This is a genomic window from Gluconobacter japonicus, from assembly GCF_015244665.1.
Taxonomy (GTDB): Bacteria; Pseudomonadota; Alphaproteobacteria; order Acetobacterales; family Acetobacteraceae; genus Gluconobacter; species Gluconobacter japonicus.
In genome coordinates this window covers 122,160-140,838 of sequence record NZ_JABCQN010000004.1, presented here as the reverse complement: position 1 = coordinate 140,838, position 18,679 = coordinate 122,160, and the positions used below count along the sequence as shown (strand labels likewise).

General features: G+C 55.4%; 27 protein-coding genes. All 27 read right to left on the bottom strand.

The genetic code is table 11. From position 1 onward, the window contains the following. Window positions 1-145: 145 nt before the first annotated feature. Window positions 146-727 carry an adenylate kinase gene (locus HKD32_RS10015; protein ID WP_010502106.1) on the bottom strand — a complete coding sequence of 194 codons (582 nt, stop codon included), beginning with the start codon at window positions 725-727 and terminating at the stop codon, window positions 146-148. Beyond that, window positions 724-2,097 carry a preprotein translocase subunit SecY gene (secY, locus tag HKD32_RS10010; RefSeq protein WP_007282741.1) on the bottom strand — a complete coding sequence of 458 codons (1,374 nt, stop codon included), beginning with the start codon at window positions 2,095-2,097 and terminating at the stop codon, window positions 724-726. Before secY ends, HKD32_RS10015 begins: the two co-directional genes overlap by 4 nt. A gap of 96 nt (window positions 2,098-2,193) precedes the next feature. Then, window positions 2,194-2,679, bottom strand: coding sequence for a 50S ribosomal protein L15 (gene rplO, locus HKD32_RS10005; RefSeq protein WP_010502108.1), 486 nt, complete (start codon window positions 2,677-2,679; stop codon window positions 2,194-2,196). A gap of 1 nt (window position 2,680) precedes the next feature. After that, window positions 2,681-2,869 (bottom strand): 50S ribosomal protein L30, encoded by a 189-nt coding sequence (rpmD, locus tag HKD32_RS10000; RefSeq protein ID WP_007282739.1) that lies wholly within the window; start codon window positions 2,867-2,869, stop codon window positions 2,681-2,683. Next, window positions 2,862-3,434 (bottom strand): 30S ribosomal protein S5, encoded by a 573-nt coding sequence (gene rpsE, locus HKD32_RS09995; RefSeq protein WP_007282738.1) that lies wholly within the window; start codon window positions 3,432-3,434, stop codon window positions 2,862-2,864. Before rpsE ends, rpmD begins: the two co-directional genes overlap by 8 nt. A gap of 12 nt (window positions 3,435-3,446) precedes the next feature. Further along, window positions 3,447-3,809: a 50S ribosomal protein L18 gene (gene rplR, locus HKD32_RS09990; protein WP_010502109.1), complete on the bottom strand. Its 363-nt coding sequence runs from the start codon at window positions 3,807-3,809 to the stop codon at window positions 3,447-3,449. Then, window positions 3,809-4,345, bottom strand: a complete 537-nt coding sequence (rplF, locus tag HKD32_RS09985) for a 50S ribosomal protein L6 (protein ID WP_010502110.1) — start codon at window positions 4,343-4,345, stop codon at window positions 3,809-3,811. Before rplF ends, rplR begins: the two co-directional genes overlap by 1 nt. 10 nt (window positions 4,346-4,355) lie before the next feature. Continuing rightward, window positions 4,356-4,754: a 30S ribosomal protein S8 gene (rpsH, locus tag HKD32_RS09980; protein WP_010502111.1), complete on the bottom strand. Its 399-nt coding sequence runs from the start codon at window positions 4,752-4,754 to the stop codon at window positions 4,356-4,358. A 12-nt stretch (window positions 4,755-4,766) separates the two neighbouring features. Continuing rightward, window positions 4,767-5,072: a 30S ribosomal protein S14 gene (gene rpsN / locus HKD32_RS09975; RefSeq protein ID WP_007282734.1), complete on the bottom strand. Its 306-nt coding sequence runs from the start codon at window positions 5,070-5,072 to the stop codon at window positions 4,767-4,769. A gap of 133 nt (window positions 5,073-5,205) precedes the next feature. Then, a complete protein-coding gene (rplE, locus tag HKD32_RS09970; RefSeq protein ID WP_023943122.1) occupies window positions 5,206-5,769 on the bottom strand; it encodes a 50S ribosomal protein L5 in 564 nt (187 codons plus the stop codon). A gap of 11 nt (window positions 5,770-5,780) precedes the next feature. Continuing rightward, complete coding sequence (rplX, locus tag HKD32_RS09965; protein WP_007282732.1) at window positions 5,781-6,101, bottom strand: 50S ribosomal protein L24; 321 nt, start codon at window positions 6,099-6,101, stop codon at window positions 5,781-5,783. After that, on the bottom strand, window positions 6,101-6,469 hold the full coding sequence (rplN, locus tag HKD32_RS09960) for a 50S ribosomal protein L14 (protein WP_007282731.1): 369 nt from the start codon (window positions 6,467-6,469) through the stop codon (window positions 6,101-6,103). The genes rplX and rplN overlap by 1 nt, the downstream gene beginning before the upstream one ends. A gap of 12 nt (window positions 6,470-6,481) precedes the next feature. Beyond that, on the bottom strand, window positions 6,482-6,754 hold the full coding sequence (rpsQ, locus tag HKD32_RS09955) for a 30S ribosomal protein S17 (RefSeq protein ID WP_010502113.1): 273 nt from the start codon (window positions 6,752-6,754) through the stop codon (window positions 6,482-6,484). Window positions 6,755-6,767: 13 nt separating this feature from the next. Beyond that, window positions 6,768-7,001 carry a 50S ribosomal protein L29 gene (gene rpmC, locus HKD32_RS09950; protein WP_010502114.1) on the bottom strand — a complete coding sequence of 78 codons (234 nt, stop codon included), beginning with the start codon at window positions 6,999-7,001 and terminating at the stop codon, window positions 6,768-6,770. A 1-nt stretch (window position 7,002) separates the two neighbouring features. Beyond that, the gene (gene rplP / locus HKD32_RS09945; RefSeq protein WP_007282728.1) at window positions 7,003-7,419 is read right to left on the bottom strand and encodes a 50S ribosomal protein L16; all 417 of its coding nucleotides are present in this window, start codon (window positions 7,417-7,419) and stop codon (window positions 7,003-7,005) included. A 55-nt stretch (window positions 7,420-7,474) separates the two neighbouring features. Continuing rightward, window positions 7,475-8,152: a 30S ribosomal protein S3 gene (gene rpsC / locus HKD32_RS09940; protein ID WP_007282727.1), complete on the bottom strand. Its 678-nt coding sequence runs from the start codon at window positions 8,150-8,152 to the stop codon at window positions 7,475-7,477. 3 nt (window positions 8,153-8,155) lie between these two features. Further along, window positions 8,156-8,563 (bottom strand): 50S ribosomal protein L22, encoded by a 408-nt coding sequence (gene rplV, locus HKD32_RS09935; protein ID WP_010502117.1) that lies wholly within the window; start codon window positions 8,561-8,563, stop codon window positions 8,156-8,158. Between the two features lie 2 nt (window positions 8,564-8,565). Continuing rightward, complete coding sequence (rpsS, locus tag HKD32_RS09930; RefSeq protein WP_007282725.1) at window positions 8,566-8,844, bottom strand: 30S ribosomal protein S19; 279 nt, start codon at window positions 8,842-8,844, stop codon at window positions 8,566-8,568. A 16-nt stretch (window positions 8,845-8,860) separates the two neighbouring features. Next, window positions 8,861-9,691 (bottom strand): 50S ribosomal protein L2, encoded by an 831-nt coding sequence (gene rplB, locus HKD32_RS09925; protein ID WP_010502120.1) that lies wholly within the window; start codon window positions 9,689-9,691, stop codon window positions 8,861-8,863. 16 nt (window positions 9,692-9,707) lie between these two features. Beyond that, entirely contained in the window at window positions 9,708-10,004 is a 297-nt protein-coding gene (locus HKD32_RS09920) for a 50S ribosomal protein L23 (protein WP_010502122.1), read from the bottom strand. A gap of 41 nt (window positions 10,005-10,045) precedes the next feature. Next, entirely contained in the window at window positions 10,046-10,660 is a 615-nt protein-coding gene (gene rplD, locus HKD32_RS09915; protein ID WP_023943129.1) for a 50S ribosomal protein L4, read from the bottom strand. Window positions 10,661-10,671: 11 nt separating this feature from the next. Next, complete coding sequence (gene rplC / locus HKD32_RS09910) at window positions 10,672-11,355, bottom strand: 50S ribosomal protein L3 (protein WP_023943130.1); 684 nt, start codon at window positions 11,353-11,355, stop codon at window positions 10,672-10,674. 10 nt (window positions 11,356-11,365) lie between these two features. Beyond that, window positions 11,366-11,674 carry a 30S ribosomal protein S10 gene (gene rpsJ / locus HKD32_RS09905; protein ID WP_007282720.1) on the bottom strand — a complete coding sequence of 103 codons (309 nt, stop codon included), beginning with the start codon at window positions 11,672-11,674 and terminating at the stop codon, window positions 11,366-11,368. 120 nt (window positions 11,675-11,794) lie between these two features. Further along, window positions 11,795-12,985 (bottom strand): elongation factor Tu, encoded by a 1,191-nt coding sequence (gene tuf / locus HKD32_RS09900; protein WP_010502155.1) that lies wholly within the window; start codon window positions 12,983-12,985, stop codon window positions 11,795-11,797. A 113-nt stretch (window positions 12,986-13,098) separates the two neighbouring features. Next, complete coding sequence (rpsG, locus tag HKD32_RS09895; protein WP_010502156.1) at window positions 13,099-13,575, bottom strand: 30S ribosomal protein S7; 477 nt, start codon at window positions 13,573-13,575, stop codon at window positions 13,099-13,101. Between the two features lie 12 nt (window positions 13,576-13,587). Next, complete coding sequence (rpsL, locus tag HKD32_RS09890) at window positions 13,588-13,959, bottom strand: 30S ribosomal protein S12 (protein WP_010502158.1); 372 nt, start codon at window positions 13,957-13,959, stop codon at window positions 13,588-13,590. A 387-nt stretch (window positions 13,960-14,346) separates the two neighbouring features. After that, window positions 14,347-18,663: a DNA-directed RNA polymerase subunit beta' gene (rpoC, locus tag HKD32_RS09885; protein WP_061932389.1), complete on the bottom strand. Its 4,317-nt coding sequence runs from the start codon at window positions 18,661-18,663 to the stop codon at window positions 14,347-14,349. Window positions 18,664-18,679 lie beyond the last annotated feature (16 nt).

Genomic DNA, 18,679 nt, shown 5'->3' with positions numbered 1-18,679 from the left:
GCATCGCAGCTGACGTCAGTCCCAGTCCGATTCCGGAACCCAGGCCGCACTCACGCTGCAGATATGTCGAGGGCGCGCAATATACCGGGCACCCCCCTTGAGTCAAATGCCAATGATCACTTTTGCGTGATCATTGGTCATTCAATCAATTTTTTATCGTTTTCCCGAGGATCGCATCGATTTCAGCACCAACTTCATCGACATCAAGCATCCCATCCACACGCTTTAAGCGTCCAGCCTTCTCATAATATGGAAGGATCGGAGCAGTCTGACGACGATAAATATCAAGCCTCGATCGAACAACGTCCGGATTATCATCCGGGCGACGCGTACCGTCCTCAGCAGTCCGGGAAGCGATCCGCTCTACCAGCTGATCCTCAGCAACATCCAGAAGAATGACGGCGTCAATTTTCAGCCCATCCGTACCCAGCATGGCATCAAGTGCTTCTGCCTGGCTTTCAGTGCGGGGAAATCCATCCAGAATGAAGCCTTGCGAGCAATCAGGCTGTGCAATACGGCCTTGGATCATCTTGACCATAATCGGGTCGGGGAGAAATTCTCCCCGCGCCATGATCGCTTTTGCTTCCTGCCCAATCGGCGTTCCCGCAGCAACTTCAGCACGAAGCATATCTCCAGTAGAGATTTGCTTCAGACCGTATAGCTGCTCCAGACGCTTCGCTTGAGTTCCCTTCCCTGCACCAGGAGGGCCTAGAAGAATGATATTCATCGACGCTTGCTTCCCCCTGGACCAGAACTTCTAGATCCACGACTGCGCTGCTTACGGATCAATCCCTGATACTGATGTGCTACCAGATGGGACTGGACCTGTGTCACCGTATCAATCGTAACCGACACGATAATGATCAAGCTTGTCCCACCGAAATAAAATGGCACGTTATACTTGCTGATCAAAATCTGCGGCAAAAGGCAGACAACGACGAGGTAAAGTGCGCCGATAGTCGTCAATCGGGACAGAATACGATCGAAATAGGATGCAGTACTTGCCCCTGGACGGATACCGGGAATGAAACCACCCTGTTTGCGCAGATTCTCGGCCGTTTCTTCAGGGTTGAATGTCACAGCAGCATAAAAATACGAGAAAAACAGGATCATTGCTGCGTAGAACAGCATGTAAAGCGGTTGTCCCTGCCCAAGCTGCTGCCCAAGAACAGAAAGCCAGCCCGGCATATTATGGCCGTTCATAAATCCTGAGATCGTCACTGGGATCAGCAGTACCGAAGAGGCAAAAATCGGCGGAATGACGCCTGCAGTATTCACCTTCAGCGGCATATGCGTGGAATCTCCACCGAACATGCGATTGCCGATCTGACGCTTCGGGTACTGAATAACAACCCGACGCTGTGCCTGCTCCATGAACACGATGAACGCTATGGTCGCAATCGCGAGCACAAGGAAAATCATAACAAAGATCGGCGACAGCGCGCCTGTCCGACCGAGCTCAAAAAGGCTGGCCAGAGCGTGCGGCAGGTTTGCAACAATGCCTGCGAAGATGATCAACGAGATACCGTTACCAACCCCGCGAGACGTGATCTGCTCACCGAGCCACATCAGGAACATCGTCCCGCCTACCAGCGTAACAACACAGGAGGCGATAAAGAACATCCCAGGCATAACCACAGCGCTGGCGCCGTGAGACGTCATGTTTTCCAGTCCGACGGCGATGCCATAGGCCTGGAACAGCGCGATGAAAACAGTAAGATACCGCGTATACTGGTTAAGCTTCTTACGACCGGCCTCACCTTCCTTCTTCATGGCTTCCATCGAAGGTAAAGCCGTAGAGAGAAGCTGAATAATGATGGAGGCACTGATGTAAGGCATGATGTTCAGGGCGAACACAGTCATGCGTCCGAGAGCGCCACCCGTGAACATGTCGAACATGCCCAGAATGCCACCCTGATGCTGTGCCAGCAGCTGACCCATCACCGTCGCATCAACACCAGGAACAGGAATGTATGTTCCCAGTCGGTAAACGATGAGAGCCAGAAGCGTAAACCAGATACGCTTCTTGAGTTCAGTCGCCTTGGCAAAGGAACTCATATTGAGATTGGCGGCGAGCTGCTCTGCTGCGGAAGCCATCCACCTGTCCTTTCATGAAAACAGCGCCACCGCACATCTGCACGGGACGCTGTTCACTATCTAACCATACCCCGGATAAATCCGGGAGAGGAGAACTCAGGCCTCAGCCTGAACTTCCTTCTTCGGTGCAAGCACCTTTACGGAGCCACCAGCCTTCTCAACAGCAGCAAGAGCTGCTGCGGAAGCGCCGTCAACTTCAATGGTCAGACCATGCGTAAGTTCACCCTTCGCAAGAAGGCGAACACCATGGGTCTTGCCGTTGACAAGACCTGCAGCGCGCAGAGTAGATTCCGTAACAGGAGCAGCCTTATCCAGCTTACCTGCCTCGATAGCCTTCGAAATAGCACCAAGGTTCACCGGAGCATATTCCTTGCGGAAGATGTTCACAAAACCACGCTTGGGCATACGGCGATACAGCGGGAGCTGACCACCTTCGAAGCCATTGAGAGAAACACCCTCACGAGCCTTCTGACCCTTAACACCACGTCCGGAGGTCTTACCCTTGCCGGAACCGATGCCACGTCCAAGACGCTTCTTGCGATAACGAGAACCCTCGTTATCGCGGAGTTCGTTAAGGTTCATTTCAACCCTCCACCTTGATGAGGTGGGCAACCTTGCGGATCATTCCACGTACGGCAGCGGTATCTTCGAGCGTACGAGTGGAACCGATACCGCGCAGACCGAGACCAACAATGGTCTCTGCCTGGCCCGGTTTACGACCAATGACAGAAGCGATCTGCGTCACCTGAACGGTCTTACCGTTTTCAGACATTTGCAGCCTCCTCAGTCTGGGCCTGCTCACGCTTACCGAAAAGCTCAGCAGCCTTCTTGCCACGACGCGAAGCGACGTTACGTGGGCTGCTTGCCTTTTCAAGGGCAGCAAAAGTAGCCTTGATCATGTTATGCGGGTTACGCGTTCCGAGGCTCTTGGCGACAACGTCGTTAACGCCCAGACTCTCGAAAACCGCACGCATCGGACCACCAGCGATGATACCCGTACCAGCCTCAGCCGCACGGACAACCACCTTACCAGCGCCGTAATGACCGAACGTATCATGATGGAGGGTACGACCTTCCTTCATGGGTACGCGGATCATTGTGCGCTTTGCACGCTCGGTTGCCTTACGAATGGCTTCCGGAACTTCACGGGCCTTACCTGCACCGTAACCAACGCGCCCCTTCTGATCGCCAACGACAACCAGCGCTGCGAAAGCAAAGCGACGGCCACCCTTAACAACCTTGGCAACACGGTTGATGGTTACGAGCTTGTCGACCAGATCATCGCCCTGCTCGCGCTCACGACCACCACGGCCGCCTTCTCTTGGCTCACGTGCCATGTGTGATCCTCCTTAGAACGAGAGCCCGCCCTCGCGGGCAGCCTCTGCCAGGGCCTTGACCCGGCCATGATAGACATAGGCGCCGCGATCGAACACGACGGCTGTTACACCAGCTGCCAGGCCACGTTCTGCGATCAGCTTGCCGATCACTGAAGCTGCATCCACGTTGGCACCGGTGTTGCCACTGCCGCGAAGCTCTTTTTCCAGCGTTGAAGCGCTGGCGAGCGTACGACCCTGTGCATCGTCGATGATCTGGGCGTGAATGTGCTTGCTGGAACGGAAGACCGACAAACGCGGCCGGCCGCCGCTCTTGCGACGAAGCTGGAAACGCAGCCGCTGACGGCGACGTTCCTGCAATCCTTGCTGCGATGCCATTACTTCTTCTTACCTTCCTTGCGACGCAGAACTTCCGTCTCGTAACGGACGCCCTTGCCCTTGTAAGGCTCAGGCTTACGGAAGCTGCGAATATCGAGAGCAACCTGACCAACGCGCTGCTTGTCGTGACCTTCAACGACAATAGCGGTTGGGCGCGGCGTTGTGATCTTGATACCGGCCGGGATGGGATAAACGACATCGTGCGAGAAGCCGAGGTTCATCACCAGATTAGAGCCCTGAACAGCAGCACGGAAACCCGTACCCTGAATTTCAAGCCCCTTGGTGAAGCCAACAGACACACCCTTGACCATGTTAGCGATCAGAGCGCGGGTTGTTCCCCACATCGTCCAGTTATCACGGGAGCGACGACCAACCGGAGCAACTGCAACAGAGTTAGCTTCAATGGTCACGTCCACATGACGGGAAACCGGAAAGCTCAGTTCACCCAGCTTGCCTTTGGCGGTGAAAACACCGTCAACAACAGCAACCTGAACGCCTGCCGGAACTTCTACAGGATATTTACCTACGCGAGACATGCGACCCTCCTCAGAAGACGCGGCAGAGAACCTCGCCGCCAACATTGGCAGCGCGGGCCTCGACGTCCGAAAGGACGCCACGCGGGGTGGACAGGATCGACACACCAAGGCCGGCATAAACGCGCGGAAGTTCCTTGATCTTCGAATAGACACGACGGCCAGGCTTGGAAACCCTATGGATTTCCTTGATGACCGGCTGTCCTTCAACGTACTTCAGCTCGATACGGAGCTGGGATACGCCCTTGCGGACTTCTTCCGTGGAGAAACCACGGATGTAACCTTCACGCTTCAGAGCCTCAAGCACGTTCGTGCGAAGCTTGGAAGCAGGCGCAACGCATGCAGCATGACGGGCACGCTGAGCATTACGGATCCGGGTAAGCATATCACCCAGTGGATCAGACAACGACATTCGATCTATCCCTTACCAGCTCGACTTGACCATGCCAGGAATCTGGCCGGCAGACGCAAGATCACGCAGAGCGATACGGCACAGCTCGAACTTACGATAGTTAGCACGGGGACGACCGGTCAGCTTGCAACGAAGACGAACACGCGTTGCGGATCCGTTACGTGGCATCTGTGCCAGCTTAAGAGTCGCTTCAAATCGGTCTTCAACCGAAAGGGAACGATCCTTGATGATGTTTTTAAGAGCGGTCCGCTTTTCCTTATCGCGCTTCGCAAGAGCTGCGCGATGGTTATTACGGTTAACCGCTGAGATCTTCGCCATCTCGAATTTTCTCCCGGAACCTGTCAGGCCTATCCCGACGGTTTTCCAATCAGCGTGTCTATAAAGGAAAGCGGCCTCCCAATGGAAGGCCGAATCCTTATTTTAGTCGCGATCGGTCTGAAAAATTACCTGATCAACCTGCGAATGGCAGATCGAAGGCCTTCAGCAGAGCCTTTGCTTCAGCATCGGTCTTTGCAGTGGTCACGAAGATGATATCCATGCCGCGAACAGCATCGATCTTGTCATATTCGATTTCCGGGAAAACAATCTGCTCCTTGATACCCATGGCAAAGTTGCCACGGCCATCAAAGCCCTTGTTTGCCGGAAGGCCACGGAAGTCACGAATGCGAGGCATAGCGATCGTCACGAGACGGTCAAGGAACTCATACATACGCTGACGACGCAGAGTAACCTTACAACCGATCGGAAGACCTTCACGGATCTTGAAGCCAGCAATAGCTTTACGAGCAAGCGTCTTTACAGGCTTCTGACCTGAAATAGCTGCCATTTCAGCAACAGCTGCATCCAGCTTCTTCTGATCGCCAGCAGCCTCACCGACACCCATGTTCAGCACGATCTTCTCGAGCTTGGGAACCTGCATCGGGTTTGCATAGCCAAACTGTTCCTGAAGCTGCTTACGAAGAAGCTCTTCGTAACGCTGCTGCATACGCGGCAAAGCGGTGTTGTTATCGCTCATTTTTGCGTTCCTCAGCCTTCGATCACTTCGCCGGTTGCCTTGGCAACACGAACCTTGCGACCGTCTTCAAGAACACGGAAACCAACACGCGTTGGCTTGCCACTCTTGGGATCAACCAGCTTCAGGTTAGAAAGATGGATCGGCATTTCGCGCTCGATGATTCCACCTTCTCCACCCATACGGTTGGGCTTCGTATGACGCTTGGCGACAGCCACACCACGCACGACAGCTTTTTCAGCTTTTGGCATGACGGCAAGAACTTCGCCACGAACGCCCCGGGACTTCCCGGAGAGAACGAGGACCTGATCGCCCTTTTTAATACGTGCAGCCATTACAGGACCTCCGGCGCCAGGGAGATGATCTTCATGAACTTGCGAGCACGCAGTTCACGAACGACCGGGCCAAAGATACGCGTGCCAATTGGCTCCTGCTGCTTGTTGATAAGCACAGCAGCATTCTTATCGAAACGGATCGCAGATCCGTCTGCACGACGCACCGGGTAGGATGTACGAACGATAACGGCCTGATGGACGTCACCCTTCTTCACCTTACCGCGGGGAATGGCTTCCTTTACGGATACGACAATGATGTCGCCGACCGAGGCAGTCTTCCGCTTGGAGCCGCCCAGCACCTTGATGCACTGCACCCGACGCGCACCGGAATTGTCGGCGACGTCAAGGTTGGTCTCGGGATGAATCATGTGCCTACCCCCTTATGCGCTGACGGAAGAGGAAGCCGAAGCCATGTCCTCTCCGTTGCGTGCGACGACAGACCAAGTCTTGCGCTTGGAGATCGGAGCGCATTCTTCAATGCGAACCAGGTCACCAATTTGGCAGACGTTGGCTTCATCATGAGCCGCATACTTCTTGGAGCGGCGGATGAACTTCTTATAGAGCGGGTGCATAATACGACGATCAACAAGAACGGTAACCGTCTTGTCCATCTTGTCGCTCGTTACCCGCCCTGTCAGGACGCGCCTTGGCATCGTCCGTCTCCTCTCAGGACTTTGCGGCGGACGTTTGGGCGCCCGCACGGTTCTTCGATTGGTGAGCCAGCGTCTTGATGCGTGCGACGGCACGACGCACGACCTTAACGCGGCTGGTGTTCTCCGACTGCCCCGTGGCAGCCGCAAAACGGTGGTTGATCTGTTCACGCTTCAGGTCGATGAGCAGAGCATTCAGCTCGTCCTCGCTCTTCGCGCGCAGATCTGCAGGCTTGTACGTGTCGGCCATCTTACGCGTCTCCGATACGCTGAACGAACTTGGTCTTGATCGGAAGCTTTGCAGCTCCCAAGCTCAGTGCCAAGCGGGCGACTTCCGGCGGAACGCCTTCAATCTCGAACAGGATACGACCTGGCTTAACACGAGCTGCCCAGTACTCTGGGGAACCCTTGCCGGAGCCCATACGCACTTCTGCAGGCTTTGTCGAGACCGGAAGGTCTGGAAAAATACGAATCCACACGCGACCGGCACGCTTCATCGCACGAGTAATAGCACGACGGGACGCTTCGATCTGACGGGCAGTGATCCGCTCTGGCTCAAGAGCCTTCAGACCATATGCACCGAAGTTCAGCTGCGTTCCGCTCTTCGCCAGGCCGTGGATACGGCCCTTGTGGGCTTTACGAAACTTTGTCCGCTTTGGGGAAAGCATGTTGTTAAATCCTCAATCAGCACCAGCAATGGAGCTGTAGGCTTGCGCCTACAGTTCAACGTTGCGGAGCCTGCTCCGCGGCACGACGATCCTGTGCCAGGGGGTCATGAGCCAGGATCTCACCCTTGAAGATCCAGACCTTCACGCCGCAGGTTCCATAAGTCGTCTTGGCCGTCGCCGTGCCATAGTCGATATCAGCGCGAAGCGTATGCAGTGGCACACGTCCCTCACGATACTTCTCGTCACGTGCGATTTCGGCCCCACCCAGACGTCCGCTGCAAGTAATACGGATGCCTTGGGCGCCCAGACGCATTGCAGACTGGATTGCGCGCTTCATGGCGCGACGGAAAGCAACACGACGTTCCAGCTGCTGAGCAATGTTCTCAGCTACTAGCGTTGCATCGATTTCCGGCTTACGGATCTCAACGATGTTCAGCGCTACGTCGGTCTTCGCCATACGGCTCAGTTCCTTACGCAGTGCATCGATGTCTTGACCCTTCTTGCCGATTACGACGCCCGGACGGGCGGCGTAAATCGTCACGCGGGGCTTCTTGGCAGGACGCTCAATAACGACGCGGGAAACGCCGGCACCCGAGAGCTTGCGACGCAGGAATGCACGCAGCTTCAAGTCTTCATGGAGAAGACGAGAATAGTCTGCACCTGCGTACCAGCGGCTGTCCCAGGTACGGTTAACACCGAGCCGAAGCCCGATTGGATTGACCTTATGTCCCATGGATCAAGCTGCCTTCTGCTCTTCGTTTGTTTCCGAGACTTCTGCAGCTTCGGCAACAACAATCTTCAGGTGGCTGAAGAACTTCTCAACGCGAGCCGAGCGACCACGGCCACGGGCGTGAAAACGCTTCATGACAATGGACTTGCCGACTTCAGCCGTCTTCACAACCAGACGGTCAACGTCCAGCTGATGATTGTTCTCAGCGTTGGCCACGGCGCTCTCAAGAGTCTTCTTTACCTGCTGCGCGATACGACGACGCGAGAAGGTCAGAGCGGCAATAGCCTTGTCAGCTGGCTGGTTACGGATCATGGCCGCAACCAGGTTCAGCTTACGCGGGCTAACACGGATATTGCGCGTGATTGCCTGCGCTTCCGTATCAGCGAGCGTGCGGATGTGCTTCGGCTTGCTCATTTTCAGCCCCGCTTCGACTTCTTGTCAGAGCCATGACCGGTGTAGGTCCGTGTCGGTGAGAATTCACCGAACTTGTGACCGACCATGTTCTCCGTGACCTGCACAGGCAGGAACTTGTGACCATTATAAACGCCGAACGTAAGCCCGACGAACTGCGGCAGGATCGTGGAACGACGTGACCAGATCTTGATCACTTCATTACGACCAGAAGCACGAGCTGCTTCTGCCTTGCCGAACAGATACCCGTCAACGAACGGGCCCTTCCAGACGGAACGTGCCATCTCTGTTTGCCCCCTCTTACTTGCCGGACTTACGGCGACGGATGATCAGGCTATCCGTCTTCTTGTTAACACGCGTCTTGTAACCCTTCGTCGGAACGCCCCATGGAGTAACCGGATGACGGCCACCAGAGGTACGACCTTCACCACCACCATGCGGGTGATCGACCGGGTTCATGACAACACCACGGTTGTGCGGACGACGTCCGAGCCAACGGGAACGTCCAGCCTTACCCATGTGCTGGTTCATGTTGTCTGGATTAGAGACAGCACCAACCGTTGCCATGCATTCGCCACGGACAAGACGCAGTTCACCGGACTGCAGCTTGATCTGAGCGTAACCGGCATCTTTACCGACCAGCTGTGCATACGTTCCAGCAGAACGAGCCAACTTGCCGCCAGCGCCTGGCTTCAGCTCGATGTTGTGCACGATTGTACCGACCGGCATCGCACCGAGGGACATCGCATTGCCTGGCTTTACGTCAGTGTGCGCACCAGAGATAACGCGGTCACCAGCCTTGATACGCTGCGGAGCCAGAATGTAGGCCAGCTCGCCGTCATCATACTTGATCAGTGCGATGAACGCCGTACGGTTTGGATCGTACTCAAGACGCTCGACCGTTGCACCAACATCAAACTTGCGACGCTTGAAATCGACATAACGATAGGACTGCTTGTGCCCGCCGCCACGGAAACGAACTGTCGTACGACCGTGATTATTACGGCCGCCAGACTTGTTCTTACCTTCCGTCAGCTGCTTGACCGGCTTGCCCTTCCAGAGCTCGCTACGATCAATCAGCACGGTGCCGCGTGTGCTCGGCGTCGTGGGATTAAAGTGCTTTAGTGCCATGGTTGATTACCCCGCGTCAGCCCAGCTTTGCTGTAAGGTCAATGGACTGACCTTCTGCAAGCTGCACATACGCCTTCTTGATGTCAGAGCGGCGACCAGGACGACCCTTGACGCGCTTCGTCTTACCCTTCTGGACCAGCGTATTCACACCGGTAACCTTGACGTTGAAGAGCTTCTCGACAGCGGCCTTGATCTGCGGCTTGGTTGCAGTCGTGGCGACCTTGAAAACAACCTGATTACGCTCGGAAAGAAGCGTAGCCTTTTCCGTGATCAGCGGCGAACGGACCACATCGTACAGAGCTTCCTGAGACATGTTCTCAGCAGTCTTACGTGCGTTCATGACGATAGACAGGGTCATGCCAGGCGCTCCTTAAGACCCTCAAGACCTGCACGGGTAATAACCAGCACATCATGGTTGAGGATGTCATAGACGTTCGCACCGATTGTCGGCAGCACGTCGATCTTCGGCAGATTAGCAACTGCACGAGCAAACTGCTCATCAACTGCGCCATCGACGATCAGAGCGGACGACCAGCCAAGTGCCTTCAGCTTTGCAGCAGCTTCACGCGTCTTGCTGACGCCGTTTGCTGTATCAAGCACAACCAGCTTGCCATCGGCAGCTTTCTGCGAAAGAGCAGAAATCAGACCCAGACGGCGGACCTTCTTGGGAAGGTCATAGCCATGATCGCGCACAACCGGACCATGTACAACGCCACCCGTACGGAACTGCGGGGCGCGCAGCGAACCCTGACGAGCAGAACCCGTACCCTTCTGGCGGAAAGGCTTCTTGGTTGTACCGGAGATCTCACCCATGCCCTTGGTGCGATGCGTACCAGCGCGGCGCTTTGCCAGCTGCCAGTGAACAACACGCGCCATGATGTCAGCACGCGGAGAAACCGCGAAAATCTCTTCTGGAAGCGCGACTGAGCCTGCGCTGCCATTATCGAGGGTTTTGATATCGTATTCCATGCCCCTCGCCCTCAACCGGCGGCCGCCACGACTGCAGCCGGATACGGCGCATCGGCATGGCGTGCCTTCTTGATTGCATCGCGAATCAGCACAACGCTGTTTTTCGCACCAGGAATCGCGCCTCTGACCATAATCAGATTACGCTCTTCATCCACGGCAGCCACTTCAAGGTTCAGCGTGGTAACACGCACATCACCCATGTGACCTGCCATCTTCTTGCCCTTGAAGACCTTGCCAGGATCCTGGCGCTGGCCCGTAGAACCATGAGAACGATGGCTGATGGACACGCCGTGGGAGGCTTCAAGACCAGCGAAGTTATGACGCTTCATAACACCCGCAAAGCCTTTACCCTTACTCTGACCCGTGACGTCAACTTTCTGCCCAACCACGAAATGGTTCGCAGACAGCTTCGTGCCAGCCTCAAGCAGAGCATCTTCCGCAACGCGGAACTCTACGAGGGTCTTCTTCGGCTCAACCTTGGTACGGGCGAAGTGGCCACGATTTGCCTTGGTGACATTTTTCACCTTGGCATTACCAAGACCGAGCTGAACGGCGGTATAGCCATCTCGTTCATTCGTGCGAGCGTCTACAACCTGAACTTCGTCAAGATGCAGAACTGTCACAGGCACATGAGTGCCATCTTCCTTAAACAGCCGGGTCATCCCCAGCTTTTTTGCAATCAATCCGGTACGCATCGTCTGGACCTTAGAGTTTGATCTCGACATCAACGCCAGCGGCGAGGTCGAGCTTCATGAGGGCGTCCACGGTCTGCGGGGTCGGCTCGACAATGTCGAGCAGCCGGCGGTGAGTCCGAATTTCGAACTGTTCGCGGCTTTTCTTATCCACGTGTGGCGAACGGTTCACCGTGAACCGTTCGATATGCGTCGGCAGCGGGATCGGACCCCGAACCCGCGCACCCGTACGCTTCGCCGTGTTTACGATCTCTTTGGTGCTGTTGTCCAGCACGCGATGATCGTACGCCTTAAGGCGAATGCGGATGTTCTGGTTGTCCATAGTCTTAATTCGTCCAACTCAAAAATTCGGGTCTCGTCCTACTGCCATTGCATCTGAAAGGGAACCCCGGCCAGAAATAAATCTGACCGGGGCTTCCATATCAACGGCGAAACGTAGGACTTAGGCGCTGATGGAAGAAACCACGCCTGCACCCACGGTACGTCCACCTTCGCGAATTGCGAAACGCAGACCTTCGTCCATGGCGATCGGAGCAATCAGCTCGACATCCATAGCGATGTTATCACCCGGCATCACCATCTCCGTGCCTTCTGGCAGCGTCACGACGCCCGTGACGTCGGTCGTACGGAAATAGAACTGCGGACGGTAGTTCGTGAAGAACGGCGTGTGACGGCCACCCTCTTCCTTTGTGAGGATGTATGCCTCAGCCTTGAACTTCTTGTGCGGGGTGATGGAACCCGGCTTTGCAAGAACCTGACCACGCTCAACGTCTTCACGCTTCGTGCCACGAACCAGCGCACCGATGTTGTCACCAGCTTCACCGCGATCAAGCAGCTTACGGAACATTTCGACGCCAGTGCAAGTCGTCTTCGTCGTGTCCTTAAGACCAACGATTTCAACTTCATCACCAACGTTGATCACGCCACGCTCGACACGACCCGTCACAACCGTACCACGACCAGAAATCGAGAACACGTCTTCGATTGGCATCAGGAACGGACGGTCAACCGGACGCTCCGGCTGCGGAATGTACGTGTCAACAGCTTCCATCAGCTCAAGAACACGATCTTCACCGATAGCGGCGTCACCGTCTTCAAGCGTCACAAGAGCGGAGCCCTTGATGATGGGGATATCGTCACCAGGGAACTGGTAGGAAGACAGAAGTTCGCGAACTTCCATTTCCACGAGCTCGAGGAGCTCTGGATCGTCAACCTGATCAACCTTGTTCAGAAAGACAACCAGAGCCGGAACACCGACCTGACGTGCCAGCAGGATGTGCTCACGTGTCTGCGGCATCGGGCCGTCAGCAGCGGACACAACCAGAATTGCGCCGTCCATCTGAGCGGCACCCGTGATCATGTTCTTCACATAGTCAGCGTGACCAGGGCAGTCGACGTGAGCGTAGTGACGGTTCTTCGTCTCGTACTCAACGTGAGCCGTGGAAATGGTGATACCACGTGCACGCTCTTCAGGAGCTGCGTCGATCTGGTCATACGCCTTAAATTCGGCGCCGCCGCTCTTCGCAAGTGTCTTGGTGATTGCAGCAGTCAGCGAGGTCTTGCCGTGGTCGACGTGACCAATGGTGCCGATGTTGCAGTGCGGCTTCGTCCGCTCGAATTTAGCCTTTGCCATCGTCTATCTCCAAAACCCTGCCTCCCACGAGGCAGAGATAAGACTGAAAGTTCTTTCCAGTGAGCATCCGGTAGATTCCCGAATGCTGCCGGAAGCCCTTTAGCGGGTTCTGATTACCAGCGATAGTGGCTGAATGCCTTATTGGCTTCAGCCATACGGTGGGTGTCTTCGCGCTTCTTTACAGCAGCGCCACGATTGTTGACCGCATCCATTAGTTCGTTGGACAGGCGCTCCTGCATCGTGTTCTCACCGCGCTTGCGGGAGGCATCGATCAGCCACCGGATCGCCAGAGCCTGACGGCGCTCAGCGCGCACTTCAACAGGCACCTGATAGGTAGCACCACCAACACGACGTGAACGGACTTCAACAGCCGGCTTCACGTTGTCCAGAGCCGAGTGGAACATAGCCACTGGGTCAGCAGTTGCACCACCACGGTGACGCAGAACCTCAAGCGCACCGTAAACGATGCCCTCGGCGGTGGATTTCTTTCCATCGTACATCAGAGCGTTCATGAAACGCGTAATGACGATGTCTCCGAATTTCGGATCGGGAAGGATCTCGCGCTTTACGGCGCGGTGACGGCGACTCATTCCAAATACCTCTTACTTCGGACGCTTCGCGCCATACAGCGAACGACGCTGACGACGCTTTGCGATGCCCTGCGTGTCAAGCACGCCTCGCAGGATGTGATAACGCACACCAGGAAGATCCTTCACGCGGCCACCACGGATCAGCACAACGCTGTGCTCCTGAAGGTTATGACCTTCACCCGGAATGTAGCTCACGACCTCATACCCGTTGGTCAGACGCACCTTGGCGACCTTACGCAGAGCGGAGTTCGGCTTCTTTGGCGTTACCGTGTACACGCGCGTGCAAACGCCACGCTTCTGGGGGCATCCCTGTAGTGCAGGGACCTTGTTCCGCTTTGCGGCCGGCTCACGGCCGTTCGCGATCAACTGGTTGATGGTCGGCATGCGCCCTTCCCAATCCTTGTCCTATTCCGGACAGAAAGCACCAGACTTTCTGCCATGACATTTTATTCAAATCGACATGCGGCTGAACCGCCTGCCTATCCCACATTTGGAAAGGGAAACAGCTGAAGCCATTTCCCTCCTTTTGTAGCCTGCGGCCTTGGCATTCCCTGAAATCAGGTTAGCGGCACCACATGCGATTCTTTGTCTTCGACGGCTTTAATTTCGCCTCTTCAGGCGGGAGTAGCCGAGGGCGCGGAACCTACGAAGGGTTCCGCGCTGAGTCAAGTGTTTCGGCCAGAAATGAACCGATTCTGAGGAGAGAGTTCCTGGAATCGGCACATTTACCCTCTCTGCCCTTCCCTTCAGAGGAGAACAGAGAGGTTTTCATCACTCTGCTGCGTCTTCCACTTCGGCCGTGGAACGGCCGACACGATGGCGATCCTGACTGGCAGCGATGCCACGAAGACGGTTCATAACGCTACCCGTACCTGCCGGGATGAGACGACCCACAATGACGTTTTCCTTGAGGCCATTAAGCGTATCGACCTTGCCGGACGTAGCAGCGTCAGTAAGCACGCGTGTGGTCTCCTGGAAGGAGGCTGCCGAGATAAAGGACTGCGTCTGCAGGGAAGCCTTGGTGATACCCTGAAGGACCGGCATAGCCACTGCCGGGGTATCGCCATTTTCCTGAAGGCGCTGATTCTCAATCTCGTATTCAATCCGATCAACGGTTTCGCCAATCAGATAGGTCGAATCACCTGGCTCAAGAATTTCAACCTTCTGCAGCATCTGACGAACAATGACCTCAATATGCTTGTCATTGATCTTCACGCCCTGCAGTCGGTAGACATCCTGAATTTCATTGACCAGGTAATCCGAAAGCGCTTCGACACCCATGACCTTCAGAATGTCATGCGGCACACGCGGGCCATCGACCAGTGGGTCACCCTTCTGAACAAAGTCGCCTTCCTGAACGGAAACGTGCTTGCCCTTCGGGATAAGGTACTGGGTTTCTTCGCCGGTTTCGTCATTTTTGACAATGACACAACGCTTGGACTTGTAGTCCTTGCCAAACTCGATGCGACCATCGCCTTCGGCAATGATTGCATGATCCTTTGGACGACGGGCTTCAAAGAGTTCGGCAACACGCGGCAGACCACCGGTAATGTCACGCGTTTTGGAGCCTTCACGCGGAATACGGGCAAGAACGTCACCAGCATGAACTTCCGCACCATTTTCAATAGACAGAATACTGTCTGGTGAGAGGAAGTAGCGGGCGTCGTTGCCATTGGCGAGCTTGACCACATTCCCTGCAGCATCCTTGAGCTGCAGGCGCGGACGAAGATCCACACCCTTGGAAGCCTGCTTGTAGTCAACAACAACCTTGGAACTGAGGCCTGTGACCTCATCCATACGCTCGACGAGCGTGATGCTGTCGATCAGGTCAAGATATTCGACTGTACCCGCCTGCTCGGTAATGATCGGAAGGGTGTACGGATCCCACTCGGCCATTTTCTGGCCACGTGCAACCGCTTCGCCCTCACCCACCATCAGTCGAGCACCATAGGGCACACGATAACGAGCACGCTCAACGCCATTCTCATCGGTCAGCAGGATTTCGCAGTTACGCGACATCACAACCAGAACCTTCTGAGAGTTTTCGACCACGTTACGATTCTTAATCGTCACAACACCGTCGCGAGATGCCTCAACCATGGACTGCTCGGCACCACGCGTAGCCGCGCCACCAATATGGAAGGTACGCATTGTCAGCTGTGTACCCGGTTCACCGATGGACTGTGCGGCGATGACACCGACAGCTTCACCAATGTTCACGGGTGTACCGCGAGCAAGGTCACGACCATAGCAGTGTGCACAAATTCCGACGCGGCTATCACATGTGAGAACCGAACGGATTTCCATGCTCTCAACACCAGCCTTTTCAATGAGCTCTGCTTCGGGCTCTTCGATCAGCGTGTTGCGAGGCAGAAGGACCTCGTGCGTCACCGGATGCAGCACATCCTTGGACGTCGTACGACCCAGAATACGCTCGGAAAGAGATGCAACGACTTCGCCGCTATCCATCACCGCACGCACCGTCAGACCGCGCTCTGTACCGCAATCAGGCTCAACGATGATGCAATCCTGCGCAACGTCAACAAGACGACGTGTCAGGTATCCAGAGTTCGCGGTCTTCAGAGCCGTATCAGCAAGACCCTTACGGGCACCGTGACTGGACGTGAAGTAATCGAGAACCGACAGACCTTCTTTGAAGTTTGCGATAATCGGCTGCTCGATGATCTCGCCCGAAGGCTTCACCATCAGACCACGCATACCCGCAAGCTGCTTCATCTGAGCCGGCGACCCACGAGCACCAGAGTGGCTCATCATCCAGACAGAGTTCGTCGGCTTGCCGATGACCTGCTTGGAGATTTCCTTCAGCATGGCTGCCTGCACTTCGTCCGTGCAACGCGACCAAGCATCAACAACCTTGTTGTAACGCTCGCCAGCCGTGATCAGACCATCCTGATACTGCTGCTCAAACTCCTTGACCTCTTCCGATGTCTTGCCGACCAGCGTTGCCTTCTCGGCCGGGATGATCATGTCATCCTTACCGAAGGAAATGCCAGCACGCGCAGCATGCTTGAAACCAAGACCCATGAGACGGTCACAGAAGATCACAGCTTCCTTCTGACCACAGTGACGATAGACCGTATCGATGACATCAGACACGTTCTTCTTCGTCAGCTGCTTATTGATCAGGCTGAACGGAATCGCGGGGTGCTTCGGCAGGATCTGCGCAATAAGGGCACGTCCCGGCGTCGTCAGAATCGTCTGGCGGATCGGGTTACCGTTTTCATCAACGGTCGGAAGACGCAGACGGATCTTGTCATGAAGCTGCAGAGAACCAGCGAGCATGGCGCTCTCGATTTCTGCTACATCAGAATAAGCCGGTGGAGCCGCCTTGACGACCTTACCGCCTTCAATGACGGCCTCATCCGGTGTCTCACGATACTCAGGAACTTCAAGGCTCAGGTAATAGAGGCCCAGAACGATATCCTGAGACGGAACGATAATCGGCTTGCCGTTTGCAGGGCTGAGGATGTTGTTCGTAGACATCATCAGCACGCGCGCTTCGAGCTGTGCTTCGAGCGACAGCGGAACGTGCACGGCCATCTGATCGCCGTCAAAGTCGGCATTGAACGCGGTGCAGACCAGCGGGTGAAGCTGAATCGCCTTACCTTCGATCAGGGTCGGCTCGAACGCCTGAATGCCAAGACGGTGAAGCGTCGGGGCGCGGTTCAGCATCACGGGATGCTCGCGGATAACCTCTTCAAGGATATCCCAGACTTCCGGACGCTCTTTCTCCACCATGCGCTTTGCAGCTTTGATGGTGGTGGCGTGACCGTACTTCTCCAACTTGGAGTAGATGAACGGCTTGAAGAGCTCGAGCGCCATCTTCTTCGGAAGGCCGCACTGGTGCAACTTCAGCTCCGGACCGACCACGATAACCGAACGACCAGAGTAGTCGACGCGCTTACCGAGAAGGTTCTGACGGAAACGACCCTGCTTGCCCTTCAGCATGTCAGACAGGGACTTCAGCGGACGCTTGTTGGCACCCGTAATCGCACGCCCACGACGACCGTTATCAAACAGTGCATCAACAGCTTCCTGAAGCATACGCTTTTCGTTGCGGACAATGATATCCGGCGCACGAAGTTCGATCAGACGCTTCAGACGGTTGTTACGGTTAATGACGCGACGGTAAAGATCGTTCAGATCGGACGTTGCGAAACGACCACCATCCAGCGGCACCAGCGGACGCAGTTCCGGCGGGATCACCGGAATAATGTCCATGATCATCCAGTCCGGACGCGAGCCACTCTCAACGAATGCCTCAACAAGCTTCAGACGCTTGACCAGTTTCTTGCGAGCAGCTTCAGACGTGGCCTTGCGCAGCTTCTTGCGCATCATCGTCTTCTCGGAATCGCCTTCCATGACTTCAGCGTCATAGTCGAACGGATCTGGAAGACCCTTGGCCTTGGCAGCCAGACTCAGCTCACGCTCTTCGGCATTCGGAATACCCCAGTCGTAGCTGGACAGCGCACGCTTGATCGCCTCGGCACCGATCCCAACGTCAATACCCGCATCCGGATATTCGTCGAGTAGATCTTCGCAGCGGATTTCATCCAGAAGATACTGATCGCGCTTCTTGCCGTTCTTGTAAGAGTCGATCTGATCGGAATCACAGACACCCTTATCGAGAATGAGAAACTTCTCGAAATACAGAACGGGTTCAACGTCCTTCAGCGGCAGATCCAGCATCGTGGCGATACGGCTCGGCAGCGACTTCAGGAACCAGATATGCGCAACAGGGGAAGCAAGTTCGATATGCCCCATGCGCTCACGGCGCACCTTGGCAAGCGTGACCTCAACACCACATTTTTCGCAGACAATGCCGCGAAATTTCATGCGCTTGTACTTACCGCACAGGCATTCATAGTCCTTGATAGGACCAAAAATACGTGCGCAGAAAAGCCCGTCACGCTCTGGCTTGAACGTACGGTAGTTGATGGTCTCCGGCTTCTTGATTTCGCCGTAGGACCAGGAGCGGATCTGCTCACTGGAAGCAAGCTGGATCTTGATCTGATCAAAGCTGACTGACTGACCAGCCTGACCCAGGATTTTCATGAGTTCGTTCATGCGCCGAAACCCCAAT